This window comes from uncultured Sulfitobacter sp. (assembly GCF_947499945.1).
Lineage (GTDB): Bacteria > Pseudomonadota > Alphaproteobacteria > Rhodobacterales > Rhodobacteraceae > Sulfitobacter.
Map to the genome: position 1 here is coordinate 62,726 of NZ_CANMQD010000005.1, position 12,389 is coordinate 75,114.

Annotated in this window: 11 protein-coding genes; 6 read left to right on the plus strand and 5 right to left on the minus strand. The window is 54.9% G+C overall.

Annotated features, from left to right (window positions below; all coding sequences use genetic code 11):
- Window positions 1-50: 50 nt before the first annotated feature.
- Both Q0775_RS17285 and Q0775_RS17290 read left to right on the plus strand, forming a co-directional pair.
- Window positions 51-917: a helix-hairpin-helix domain-containing protein gene (locus tag Q0775_RS17285; protein WP_298863916.1), complete on the plus strand. Its 867-nt coding sequence runs from the start codon at window positions 51-53 to the stop codon at window positions 915-917.
- A 16-nt stretch (window positions 918-933) separates the two neighbouring features.
- Complete coding sequence (locus Q0775_RS17290) at window positions 934-1,683, plus strand: L,D-transpeptidase family protein (RefSeq protein ID WP_298863917.1); 750 nt, start codon at window positions 934-936, stop codon at window positions 1,681-1,683.
- A gap of 96 nt (window positions 1,684-1,779) precedes the next feature.
- On the opposite strand, the gene Q0775_RS17295 is transcribed toward Q0775_RS17290, so the two are convergent.
- The 4 genes from Q0775_RS17295 to Q0775_RS17310 form a co-directional block, all read right to left on the minus strand.
- Window positions 1,780-2,142 carry an STAS/SEC14 domain-containing protein gene (locus tag Q0775_RS17295; RefSeq protein WP_298863919.1) on the minus strand — a complete coding sequence of 121 codons (363 nt, stop codon included), beginning with the start codon at window positions 2,140-2,142 and terminating at the stop codon, window positions 1,780-1,782.
- Window positions 2,143-2,159: 17 nt separating this feature from the next.
- Window positions 2,160-3,557, minus strand: coding sequence for an MBL fold metallo-hydrolase (locus Q0775_RS17300; RefSeq protein ID WP_298863922.1), 1,398 nt, complete (start codon window positions 3,555-3,557; stop codon window positions 2,160-2,162).
- A 357-nt stretch (window positions 3,558-3,914) separates the two neighbouring features.
- Window positions 3,915-4,886, minus strand: a complete 972-nt coding sequence (locus tag Q0775_RS17305) for a membrane dipeptidase (RefSeq protein ID WP_298863925.1) — start codon at window positions 4,884-4,886, stop codon at window positions 3,915-3,917.
- Window positions 4,887-4,957: 71 nt separating this feature from the next.
- A complete protein-coding gene (locus Q0775_RS17310) occupies window positions 4,958-7,972 on the minus strand; it encodes an aminotransferase class III-fold pyridoxal phosphate-dependent enzyme (protein ID WP_298863929.1) in 3,015 nt (1,004 codons plus the stop codon).
- 225 nt (window positions 7,973-8,197) lie between these two features.
- Between Q0775_RS17310 and hisD the strand changes: the two genes are divergently transcribed.
- The 4 genes from hisD to Q0775_RS17330 all read left to right on the plus strand — a co-directional run bounded on the left by hisD (window position 8,198) and on the right by Q0775_RS17330 (window position 11,993).
- Window positions 8,198-9,505 carry a histidinol dehydrogenase gene (gene hisD, locus Q0775_RS17315; RefSeq protein WP_298863931.1) on the plus strand — a complete coding sequence of 436 codons (1,308 nt, stop codon included), beginning with the start codon at window positions 8,198-8,200 and terminating at the stop codon, window positions 9,503-9,505.
- A gap of 72 nt (window positions 9,506-9,577) precedes the next feature.
- Window positions 9,578-10,084 (plus strand): thiamine pyrophosphate-binding protein, encoded by a 507-nt coding sequence (locus Q0775_RS17320; protein WP_298863935.1) that lies wholly within the window; start codon window positions 9,578-9,580, stop codon window positions 10,082-10,084.
- Entirely contained in the window at window positions 10,081-10,635 is a 555-nt protein-coding gene (gene comE / locus Q0775_RS17325) for a sulfopyruvate decarboxylase subunit beta (RefSeq protein WP_298863937.1), read from the plus strand. The genes Q0775_RS17320 and comE overlap by 4 nt, the downstream gene beginning before the upstream one ends.
- Before the next feature lie 797 nt (window positions 10,636-11,432).
- Complete coding sequence (locus tag Q0775_RS17330) at window positions 11,433-11,993, plus strand: hypothetical protein (protein ID WP_298863939.1); 561 nt, start codon at window positions 11,433-11,435, stop codon at window positions 11,991-11,993.
- Here the strand turns inward: Q0775_RS17330 and Q0775_RS17335 are convergent.
- Window positions 11,990-12,388, minus strand: a complete 399-nt coding sequence (locus Q0775_RS17335) for a group III truncated hemoglobin (protein WP_298864092.1) — start codon at window positions 12,386-12,388, stop codon at window positions 11,990-11,992. The genes Q0775_RS17330 and Q0775_RS17335 overlap by 4 nt on opposite strands.
- Between the last annotated feature and the right edge of the window lies 1 nt (window position 12,389).

A 12,389-nucleotide genomic window follows, 5' to 3' on the forward strand; every position in this document is an offset into this window, starting at 1 on the left:
ACGTGTAAAATGCCTGCTAACGAGCGATGAAATATAAAGGCATAGTAAGAATGGAAGCTCCCGAACTTTCTGCCAAAGGACGAAAAGAGAACCAGTTTCTTGCAGCAAAGTTGCGAGAAGTCGCTGACTTGCTTGAGCAGCAGGCCGCCTCGCCGTTCCGTATCAATGCCTACCGTGACGCGGCTACTTTTATAGCAACCCTATCCCAACCAATTCGCAATATTTATATGAAATATGGCAAAAGGGGGTTGGAAGATTTACCAACAATCGGAAGCTCTATCGCGGCAGCAGTCGCAGAGTTTCTGGACAGCGGCACGTTGGAGATCCTTGATCGCTTGCGCGGGTCGACAGACCCCGAAAAACTGTTTCAGACAGTGCCCATGATTGGCCCTGCTTTAGCCCGTGAAATACATGAAAGGCTCCACATCGAAACTCTCGAAGCGCTTGAAGCAGCTGTAGTAGATGGCCGCCTCGAAACGATCAATGGGATTGGCCCGCGCCGCTGCGACAGTATTCGCCATGCCTTGAATGATATGCTCGCGCGGCGACGTCCATCACCGCGGAGCGATGCCACAGATGCGCCAGCTGTGGCCGATATTCTGTCCGTCGACCAGCTGTACCGCGATACTGCACAAAGCCTGCCTTTGATAAAACCGCGACGTTTTAACGAAACCGGAGAACGCCGTATTCCCGTTTTGCATACGGAGCGGGGCCAGTGGGAATTCACAGCACTCTATTCCAACTCTGCCGCAGCTCACAAATACAACCGAACCAAAGACTGGGTAGTAATCTACTTTGAACGTACGGGCCACCCTGAAGGACAAACGACAGTCATCACAAAACACGGCGGCCCTCTTGACGGCCGCAGGATTGTACGCGGACGTGAAAGCGCCTGCGCAAAATTTTATGGCCTCTAGAACTGGAGAAGCATCAATGACCCGTTTCCGCCACTTAAGCTATACCAAGGCACTTTTGATCTTGCTCTTCGTTCTGGTCGGAAATGCGCTGGACGCATCTCCAAGTCGTTTTCAGGCACAGCTGGATGATGCCGGTATTGCCTATCGAATCCCTCAAACCGGCAAGGCAATTTTGGTCAATATTCCTGCATTCGAGCTTATCGCCTTTGAGAATGGCGAGCCAGTTCTGCGCAGCCGTGTCATCGTTGGTGCGCCTTGGCACCGCACGCCGCGGCTTGAGACAAATGTATCGACAGTGCGTTTTCGGCCTACATGGCGGCCAACCCCGTCGATGATCGCCAGCGGAGAGTATACGGATCGCGTCAGGCCTGCTGGCGAAAACAACCCGCTAGGGCTTGCTGCTGTCCGTTTGGGTGCTGGCCTGTTGGTGTATCTGCACGACACCAACCGCCGCGAGCTGTTTTTGCAAGAAAACCGCGCGTTGTCGCATGGTTGTGTGCGGGTGCAGCGCTGGGATGAGTTGGTGGCCTTTGTGCTCGATATGGATATCGCGCGCGTTCACGCTTTGGCCAACGGTAGGCGCACATTCGACGCCCCCGCCCCACCGATACCCGTAAAACTGGGGTATTTCCGTCAATTTCCTGACCAGAACGGTGTAATCATCACTTACCCCGATATATACGGCCTCGACCCTTCCTCCTCTCGGCCAAACGCAAACGATCACAACATAGAGCTTGCCTGTGCGCAGGTTGGTCAGACGGAATAATCCGCGGTCGATCCATGCTGCATCTGCAAATTACATGACGTCAGAACGGTATCATCTAGGGTTGGATCGCACGTTGCGTCCCAACCCTACTTTTTCTCAGATAGAAGCCAGCCAGCTATTTGCCTCTTTCTCATGGCCAACCTCGAAATAGCGTATCTCGAACTTTGCAAACAACGACGCAAGCCATGTTCCAAACTCCTCAAGCGTTGTATCTCCCACCACCGCAATAGCGCCGAATTCACCAAGATGCTTCAACGCGAATTTCAGATCCTCCCACATTGCGCCAATTTCTAACCCTTGAAAGTCCTCCAGCCGGACCATCATTTTCAACGGTTCTTTTGCCAATTCCATTGCATTCTCAATCTCGGGCAATGCGCGGTCATAGTCCGCACGGCTCAGCGTTCCCGACACACGCAAGGTGATGATTTCAACAGTATTGCCGTGTTCAACTTCTATCATTTCAATCTCTCTTCTGATTAGGTCAATTCAACGATCGAATGCAGTGTCGGACATTCAACAGTTAGTCCCTTCTTCTCCAATTCGGCTTTCATATCGGACATCCCCCTGTCAAAATCGCCATGCACAAGGAACACGGTTTTTGGTTTGCCCGTGCGCGACACCCAATACAAAAGCTCGCGCTGGTCTGCATGGGCAGAAAAACCGTTGATCGTATGGATCTGTGCTTTTACCTCGATGTTCTCGCCAGAAATCCTGATGCGTTTCGCCCCATCAACGATCTGGCGTGCCAAGGTGCCCTCGGCAGCGAAACCAACAAAGACGATACTGCATTCAGGTCGCCAGATATTATGTTTGAGGTGGTGGCGCACGCGCCCACCCGTACACATCCCCGAGCCCGCCATGATGATGGCTCCCCCCTTGATCCGGTTGATCGCGGTAGATTCGGCAACTTGTCGTGTGAAGCGCAATCCGCGCGGGTGGAATGGGTGTTGCCCCGCACGCATCGCGTCGCGCAGTTCAGGGCTGAACCCATCAGCATGTCGCCGGAAAATCTCGGTGGCTGAAATCGCCATCGGGCTATCCAAAAAGATAGCAAGCGACCCGGGCAGGTCTTTGCTCTCAATCGCATTCTTGAGATGAAACAGGACTTCTTGTGTGCGCTCCATCGCGAAGGTGGGGATAACAACATTTCCGCCGCGCGCTACAGTTTGGGAAATCACTTCTGTCAGTTCTGCATTGGAGGTTTCCCGGTCCTTATGCATCCTGCCGCCATACGTTGTCTCCATGACGACGTAATCGCAGTCTGGCGGAGGGATCGAATCTGATAGGAGTGGATGGTCCGGGCTTCCCAAATCTCCTGAAAATGCGATGCGCCGTTTGGTGCCGTCTTCGTCCAAGTCTACGATAACTGAAGCAGAGCCAAGGATATGCCCCGCGTTGATAAAACGAACTGTCACAAGGTCGTTCAACTTGAACTCTTCGTCATAACTGACATTCGGCCCAAAGAAGTCCAGTGCGAACAACACATCAACCTGATCGTAGAGCGGCCTTATTTCATCATGACCAGTGCGCCGCTGATGTCGGGAGGCACGCATCGCGTCCTCTTCCTGAATATGGGCTGAATCAATCAGAATTAATTTACAAAGCTCGCGTGTGGCGGCTGTCGTGATGATCTTCCCTGCAAAACCGCGTTTTACCAAAAGAGGAATGCGGCCACAGTGGTCCAAATGGGCATGGGTCAACAGCAAGTAATCGATCTCGGATGGCTCGAATCCGAACTCCCCCCCGTTCTCCTCATCGGCATGCTTTGCGCCCTGAAACATCCCGCAATCGACAAGTATTTTCAAACCACACGCCTCCAGCAGATGGCACGAGCCAGTGACGCTTTGGGCAGCACCGTGAAAAGAAAGACGCATAGTTGAGCTCCTTTAAAATGCGGGATTTCTAAGCGACTGCTATCACGGCACTTCGGCATCGCTTTGATACCTATCAATTTGTGCGTCTTGGGAATTACTTTGCGGGAGGCTTCGATCAGTACCGGCATTGCGGGCATTGCGGGCAAAACTGCTAGGCAGGGTTATGCGCGGCAAGCATAATCAGATCGGCAATCAAACCGTTGGCACACTGGATAATCTTGGTTTGAACAAGGGCCCCGATTTCGCACCGCACACTGCCAAAATTCCGACCCTTTCGCCTAACGCTTTGTGCATTTCCTAGAGGGAGAAAAATTTTCAGCACTGGCGTAGTTTGAAAATCACATTCGAAATTCGTAGTTAGCGCGGCGTAAAATTCTCTGCATAAAAACGGTGCCAGTTGTCGCCCATAATCCCTGCAACTTCTTGGGCGTTCATGCCAACAGCCCTCAGGCCAGTTTCGATGTTGTCGAAATCGCGGTTGTCGTTGAACCACGTGGGCATGGGGGGAAAGCCTGCGTTTGTGGCGGAGCCTTCGCCATAGTCAATCTCCTTGCTCCACCGTCCGACACGCATCCATTCGACCACGCTGTCGGGCTGGTCCTGACACAGATCGGTCCCTATCCCCAGATGTTCGCTGCCAAAGGTGTCGGCGGTCCGCGCAATCATCTCGCAGAAACTCTCGATGGTGCAGTCGGACTTATCCTTGAGGTGGTGGGGATAGATGGAAAAACCCAGCATCCCGCCATTTTCCGTCACGGCGCGGATCACGTCGTCCTTTTTGTTGCGCAATGCGGGGGACCACGCATAGGGATTTGCATGGGTGATCGCGATGGGCCGCTCGGACATATCCGCCGCCTCGATGGTCGAGCGGTCGGCAGAATGGCTCATGTCGATGACAAGACCGACGCGATTCATCTCTTTTATAACCTGTCTGCCCATGCGGGTGATGCCTGTGTCCTCTGCCTCATAACATCCCGTCGCCAGAAGCGACTGGTTGTTATAAGTTAGCTGCATGAACCGCGCGCCAAGCGTATGTACGATTTCAACCAGTCCGATGTCATCCTCGATCGGGCTGGGGTTCTGGAAACCAAAGAAGATCGCAGTGCGCCCTGATGCTTTTGCGGCATCTACATCGCTGGCCCATTGGCCTTTCATAATCAGATCGGGATATTGCTCGAACCAGCGGTTCCACTGCTCGAAATTCAGCACCGTTTCGCGGAAATTTTCGTGATAGGCGATGGTGACATGGACCGCGTCCACGCCGCCCTTCCGCATTTGGCGGAAAATCTTTTCCGACCAATTCGCATACTGAAGGTTATCAATCCGCATTTCAGGGGCGTCCTCGCTGAAGTCATGTGATGGTTAGTGTAGTCGAGAAATCGTGTGCCGTCTTGCCCTCTTCACGCTGGGCATTCGGTCAGTATCTGGTCGAGTGTGGTGATGATCATCTCCGCATCCTGCGCATCAATGGTGAGCGGCGGGCGGATTTTCAGGATGTTATCCTTTGGTCCTTCGCTGCCGGTCAGGATACGGTGATCACGCATACGGTTTTTGACATAGGTACAGATATCAGTTGCTTCGGAGCCGTTTGGATGGATGAGTTCCACGCCCAGAAACAGGCCCATGCCGCGCACGTCCCCAACGCAGGCATATTTTGCCTCCAGGACCTTCAGGCCCGCCATCAAAGTGCCGCCCACCACACGAGCGTTTTCTTGCAGCCCTTCGTCGTCAATGATCTGGAGAACCTCGTGCCCGATGCGGCACGACAGGGAAGAGCCGCCGAAGGTCGAGAAAAATTCAATACCGTTGTCAAAGCTGTCGGCGATGGCACGGGTTGTGACCAGAACACCCATCGGGTGACCGTTGCCGATGGGTTTGCCCATCACAACGATATCGGGCAGCACCTCCTGATGCTCGAAGCCAAAGTAGTAGTCCCCAAGCCGACCCAGACCTGTTTGCACTTCATCCGCGATACAAATGCCGCCTGCTGCGCGTATCTTCTCATAGACGGCGGCGAGATACCCTTTTGGGGGAATGATCTGCCCGCCGACAGAGGGAAATGTCTCGGCTATGAAACCGGCGACCCCCCGCCCTTTGGTCTGTAGAAGCGCTATGGCGGGGTCCACCAGATCGGCGAATTTTCGGGCTCGGCCAGGATCGTCCCGCCTGAAACTGCCGCGATAGTCATCAGGGATCTCCACCAGTTCGACCCAGTCGGATTGCCCCACGCCGTTCGGCTTGTTGAATTTGTAGGCAGAGATATCGACCGCGCCCGTGGTGTTCCCGTGGTAGCCGTGGTCGGGCGTCACCATCCCCTTTGCGCCCGTATGCGCACGGGCCAGCCGCAGGGCCAACTCGTTCGCCTCACTGCCCGAGTTCACGAAATAGCAGACTTGCAAATGGTCGGGCAGCTTTGACAGGATTTTATCGGCAAACGCTTTTTGCGCAGGATGCAGATAGCGGGTGTTGGAGTTCACGCGCTTGAGCTGGTCGGCTGCGACGGCCTGAATGCGGGGGTGGGCGTGACCCACATGGGGCACGTTGTTATAGGCGTCCAGATAGGGGCGACCCCATTCGTCAAACAGGTGGTGTTTCCAGCCACGTACCAGCATCAGCGGGTCCGCATAGGTCAAGCTCAGGTTGCCGCCAAAATGCTTGTGGCGATGTTCCTTGATGTCCGACTTTTTGGTGGGAACATAGCAGACTTTCTCATCTGCCAAATTCAACAAAGCGGCGGGATTGGGACAGACCGCGCGCCACAGATACATCTCGTCAGGATCGCCCACACCAGGCCAGTCAGCCTCGATCCCCTCAGTGGTGAGTGCGAGTTGGAAATGCACATGCGGCGCCCATCCCCCATTCATCGAAGGATCACCAAAGCGGCAGAACTGCTGGCCCTTCTCGATGACTTGGCCGACGGTCAGACGGTCCAGAAACTCGGGATCGAGATGGCCGTAGAGCGTATAGAAGGGGTCGCCCTGCGGTGTCTCGTGGCGCAGGATAATCACCCCGCCATAATCCAGATGCCCTGCGCGGTATTCCGCGACAAAGACCTCACCTCGCAACGGCGCAAACATCGGTGTGCCTGCTTTGGTAAAGACATCAACGGCAAGGTGGACGGTCCGCCGATCGCTCGTCTTCCACGGCCCTTTACGGAACGCAGGTTCGGCATAGATCAGGCGCGGTTCATGGTAATAGCCAAGCCAGATGCGCCCTTCGTCCTCGAACTCCGCCCCCACGCGTGCTGCCTCCTCCAGCGGCATGTGAAATGGGTTTTGCGGCCAAGTCGATTCCTCGACCGAAAGCGATCCCATCGGTGCCGCATCAATCGGCTGCCCCATAAGCGGCGCGAAATCCCCCCGCTCCGCCTCCAGCCACGCAAGCACACGATCCGCCCCCTCAACCACAGGCAAACCGCAAGCCGCCCGCAGACTCGCAGTCAATAAGCCGCCATGAATATCGTCCCGCTCCAAGAACCGCCAAGCCGGCGCTTGGGAAATAGTGACATAGGGATCATCAGGATTTTCAGCAGCCATCAATGTCGAGTTCACGACACTCACGGCAAGGCGCGCGCGCAGTAGCGGCCAGATCATGTCAACTTCGGCGGCGGTCAGCGGATAGGCAGAATGATACCCTGCGACCAGCGCAGCAAGGGCAGCTTCGGGGGCAGTGTGGTCCAGCACCATATAGGCCGCAGCAATCGCCAGATCACAGATGCGCGGCGCGGCGCACATGTCGCCCAGATCAATCAACCCCGATACATGGCGTGGCGCGCTCACCCTGCCCGTGACCATGATGTTGTAGTCATTGGCATCGTTGTGGATCGCCTGCACCGGCTGGGCCGCAAGAGCAGGTTTGAGCGTTGCAAACGTGTCTGCAATATCTTCAACGATCTGCCGTCGCATGTCATCCGTAATGCAGGGCATTTCATCGCCGATCCAGTCAGCCTGCATCAAATCCCATTTGAAATCACGTTTTAGCCCTGAGTGTTCGAAATCAGCCAAAGCGGCGGCAGCACCGCCGAGGGCCTCTCCGATCTCATGGATCAACGCGTCGCTTTTCGGTTGCACATGAGCATAACATTGACCTGGCAATTGCTCCAGAACCCAGACAAGTCGAGGGGCGCCCACCTCATCCTCGACTGTCAAAAACAACCCGTCATTGGCAGCCCGGATAACTTGTGGACAGGGCAGATCTGGCTGTCTTTGCGCGATATGCTCGAACGCTTTGACCTGCATATCCACCAGCCGCGCCGCGCAGCCTGCGCGCATTACTTTGACAATATACCCGATACCTTGATCAGTTTTGGCAAGAAAGTTGAGGTCATATTCACCGTCAAGTTGGCTCAGCTGTGCGGTGATCCCCCAATGCGCGTTCAAGGCGGCCCGCCAGTGTTGCATTCTGATCTGCGTCATCGGTGTCCACCAGCTCCGTTTAGTATATAGCTTTGTGATGATCGTGCGCCTCACCACTGTCAAGAAATCAGATGACGAGGGTCGGCTCTTGCACTGATGTAATGTAAGCGCTTACACTTAGATATTACCAAGGACTTTTCGCACAAATCTTGCTTCTGTTGCTTCAGGCATAAACGTGATTTGGCCCTACCCGTTGCCTAAATTCTACCGATAGGACTTCCTTATATGTCTCGTGAATACCTCAAAAAAGCGACGCTGACCGCGACTTCAGATACATCTGAAACGCATGAAACTGTGAAGCATATTCTCGCTGAGATTGAGGCGGGAGGGGATGCAAAGGCACTGGAATACGCCCTGAAGTTTGATGGGTATAAAGGTACCGTTGTGCTGACGACTGAGGAGATTGCGGCCGCCTGTGCGCTTGTGCCTGAAAAGCTCAAGGCCGACATACACTTCGCCCATGATAATGTGCGGCGTTTTGCAGAGATCCAAAAATCCACCCTTACCGATGTCGAGATGGAGATCGAGCCGGGGTTTGTTGCAGGTCAAAAGGCGATTCCTGTCGATGCGGCTGGCTGCTACGTTCCGGGAGGTCGCTATAGCCATATCGCCTCGGCGATTATGACAGTGACCACTGCCAAGGTTGCAGGATGCCGTCATATAACCGCTTGCTCTCCGCCGCGCGAAAACGTGGGTGTCGCCCCTGCGATTGTATACGCCGCGCATATCTGCGGCGCGGACACAATCCTCGCCATGGGCGGTGTGCAGGGTGTTGCGGCAATGACCTTTGGCCTGTTTGGCCTGCCAAAAGCCAATATTTTAGTCGGCCCCGGTAACCAGTTTGTCGCCGCAGCCAAAAGTATTCTTTTTGGCCGCGTTGGCATCGATATGATCGCAGGTCCGACCGACAGCCTCATCCTTGCGGACAAACATGCAGATGCGCATATCGTCGCGACCGATCTGGTTTCACAGGCCGAGCATGGCTATAACTCACCCGTCTGGTTGGTCACCGATGATCGCACACTCGCGCAAAAGGTGATGGCGCTGGTGCCTGACTTGATTGCGGACCTACCGGACACCAACCGCGAAAATGCCTTTGCCGCATGGCGTGACTATGCAGAAGTGATCCTGTGTAACGACCGCGAAGAAATGGCGGCATGTTCAGATGATTATGCGCCCGAGCACCTCACCGTTCAGGCCAAAGATCCCGACTGGTGGCTTGGCCGATTAACTTGCTACGGCTCGTTATTCTTGGGGGAGGAGACAACCGTTTCCTATGGCGACAAGGCTTCAGGCACCAACCATGTGCTGCCCACTTCGGGTGCCGCGGGATACACAGGCGGCTTGTCGGTGCATAAATACATGAAAATCGTCACATGGCAGCGCTCCACTCGCGAGGGGTCACGACGCGTTGCCGAAGCTACCGCACGGATTTCGCGCCTCGAGGGGATGGAAGGCCATGCACGATCTGCCGATGTGCGCCTCGCCAAATACTTTCCCGATGAAACATTCGATTTATCCGCAGATGCCTGACCCCTAAGGTCATGCCTAGTGATACCCCCCCATCACGCGCCACAGGCGCACCAACCCGAAAGGCCAATTCTGATGAATATCGACAAAAGGATCGCAGACGATCTTGTTGCCAATGATGTCTCATTCGTCACCACCGTCCCCTGCAAGCAGCTGGCAGGTGTCATTGACGAGATCGAGCACCGCGACGAGATCTTCCACATCCCAAGCAATAAGGAAGACGAAGGTATGGGCCTGTGTGCGGGTGCCTTTATGGGCGGCAAGCGGTCGGCCATCATCATGCAGAACACAGCTATCGGCGTGACAATCAACACTTTGGCGACGCTGGTCCAATACTACCGCATGCCGCTGCCGATGATCATCTCCTATCGCGGTGAGCTACGTGAGCCTGTGGCTTGTCAGGTCGAAATGGCAGTGCACACTAAGGCGATGCTGGCCCAGATGAACATCCCCACCTATCACTTCCACTGGCAAAAAGATGTCGAGGAATTCGACAACATCCTGAAATACACATTCATGTGTAATAAACCTGTCGCGATCCTCACGGATGCGAACTTTTGGGGAGGCTATGGCGACCAATGATCCGTTCAGAAATCTTGAAAGAAATAGCCCCGATCATCCGTGATCACCTTGTTGTCTGTAACATCGGTCTGCCCAGCCAAGAGCTGCATATGATTGATGACCAGCCAACCAATTTTTACATGCTGGGCACTATGGGCCTGTCCTCCTCCATCGGCTTTGGCCTCGCGCTTGCGCAGCCCAAGCCTGTCATTTCTATCGACGGCGACGGCTCGGTGCTGACGAACCTCGGCACGCTGCCCACCATCGCCAACAACGCGACGGGCAACTACACGCTACTGATCATCGACAACGGCTCTTATGGCTCAACCGGGGATCAGCCCACCTATGCGGGTAAGAAAACCTCGCTCGCGGCTGTGGCGACGGCTTGCGGCTGCGAGAACGTGATCGAGGTGCAGGACAAAGATCTCGGTCCCGTTTTGCAGGCGGCCATCGACAGTGACGAGATGACAATCATCGTATGCAAATGTGACAGCGGCAATATCAAGCTGCCGGTCATCACAATGGACCCCGTCGTGATCAAGCATCGGTTCATGGAAGCTGTGAAAGCCTAATCACTGACAGTGGAGCTTTGACGTAAGGGCCGCAGGTTACACTGCGGCCCTTTTGCATGCTAACCTTATGGATTAATGTAATAAACTTGACAAACTCGGTCCAGCAGCTTACCCAGAGTAACTCCTGAGGATTCTGTCACGATCTATCTTTTGCTTCTTTCTTTCGCAGGCCTCGCTTTTGCAGCGGGTGCCTCAGACAACAATGAGCCTGAAGACGAGGTGGATGTTCCGGAAAGCGAAGTTGACTAAGAAGAGCCTGCTCCTGCGCCAGAGCCGACCCCCCAATCATAGCTTTTCGAGCTGACCAATCCCGCCCTGCTTGACCTGCCGGACGCCACACGTCTGGACGGCACGGGCGATGTCCTGCTGGAGGGTGGTGCGGAGGATGAACTTTTCCAGATCGATGAATGGTTAGACGAGATCGGCGAGCGGGCGATCATCTTGGGCGAAGGGAATGACACCGTAACAGCAGCGCTCAACGAGGGCCGAGCGGCAACCAAATCACGATTGAGGACTTTGACGAAGCCAAAGACCTTATGGTGTTCAAGTTTCCCTATAACCTCAGGGTCTACGGCACACTTCTCGATTCCGGCGATGTGAGTTTTGAGCTGACGCAAACAACAGTTGAGTGCACAAATGACACCGCTGTCACACTTGCCCTGATAAACTAGTACGCGGATGGTGACGATTTCGAGTTGAGCCAAACGGTCACTTTGCGCGGCAGAGGCCCGATTGACGAGGACCTGATCCAGATCGCACGGTTCCAATCCGGCGAAGACTATGATGGATGAGAGTCTGTGATCAGCGTGGAAGCCGATACCACAGTCATAACAGAGACGGGGGATGATGACGTCATCGTAAACAATTCCACCACAACCTATGTCGACAGTGTCACCACTCTTTTTACAGGCGCAGGCGATGACCAGATCACCTATGATGGCGTCAGCAGTAACCTTTGGGCGACAGCGGCAATGACACCATCACCACCGAAGGGGAGGTTTCTGACAGTCTATGGCGGCGAAGGAAACGATATCCTGACAAATGGTAAAGCCCGAAACAGCCTGTACGGCGACGCGGAGAATATCACGCTGACAGGTGGGGGCAGCAGCCACCTGACGAGCGGCCCTGCCGTGGCTGCAGAATTCGGCCCCGAGGATACGATCGAACTCACCGGGTCCCAAACCATTCTGGACGGGCTGGTGATTCGTACGGTGCTGGCCGAGGACGGCACCCATGCGAACCATCTGTTCCAGTACAACGGGAAAGTCCTGTTCAATCTTGATCTGGCAGAACATGCGGGCTTCACAGAACCGCCTGTCACATTGCTTAATGCGCAATTCGTCTTTCAAGCCGCTTAACTCCGCAAATCAGGAATACCCGATGCCCCGCAGGCATGGGGCAAACCATAGCTGAGGCCGCGCCCGATACGGTGGGCAAGTGTTGACCATGCCAGCGCCAAAGGCCGCGACAGTTCCTGTGCCAGCACTTCGTCGAACAGCAACAGCCAGATTGCAAAATGCTCCGCGCGTACATTCCCTGCCTCTTTGTGGATTTGCATCGGGTTGCCTTCATAGCTTCGGTGCAGCAAGAGCGCATTGCGCCAGAACCGCCCGATTTTTTCCTCATGGGTCGGCCAGTCGGTGACATGAAAGTCAAACACAGGTCCAAGGTCGGGATTGACGCGGACACGGGCATAAAACTGCGACACAACCCGATCAATCTCTGCCTCGCTCACAGCAATACGCGGCGGCATC

Bases quoted from the DNA above. Each gene is read 5' to 3' on its own strand.
- Q0775_RS17310 (WP_298863929.1), bottom strand. From the start codon at position 7,972: ATGACGCAGATCAGAATGCAACACTGGCGGGCCGCCTTGAACGCGCAT.
- Q0775_RS17290 (WP_298863917.1), top strand. From the start codon at position 934: ATGACCCGTTTCCGCCACTTAAGCTATACCAAGGCACTTTTGATCTTG.
- Q0775_RS17305 (WP_298863925.1), bottom strand. From the start codon at position 4,886: ATGCGGATTGATAACCTTCAGTATGCGAATTGGTCGGAAAAGATTTTC.
- comE (WP_298863937.1), top strand. From the start codon at position 10,081: ATGATCCGTTCAGAAATCTTGAAAGAAATAGCCCCGATCATCCGTGAT.
- Q0775_RS17320 (WP_298863935.1), top strand. From the start codon at position 9,578: ATGAATATCGACAAAAGGATCGCAGACGATCTTGTTGCCAATGATGTC.
- Q0775_RS17295 (WP_298863919.1), bottom strand. From the start codon at position 2,142: ATGATAGAAGTTGAACACGGCAATACTGTTGAAATCATCACCTTGCGT.
- Q0775_RS17300 (WP_298863922.1), bottom strand. From the start codon at position 3,557: ATGCGTCTTTCTTTTCACGGTGCTGCCCAAAGCGTCACTGGCTCGTGC.
- hisD (WP_298863931.1), top strand. From the start codon at position 8,198: ATGTCTCGTGAATACCTCAAAAAAGCGACGCTGACCGCGACTTCAGAT.
- Q0775_RS17335 (WP_298864092.1), bottom strand. From the start codon at position 12,388: ATGCCGCCGCGTATTGCTGTGAGCGAGGCAGAGATTGATCGGGTTGTG.
- Q0775_RS17285 (WP_298863916.1), top strand. From the start codon at position 51: ATGGAAGCTCCCGAACTTTCTGCCAAAGGACGAAAAGAGAACCAGTTT.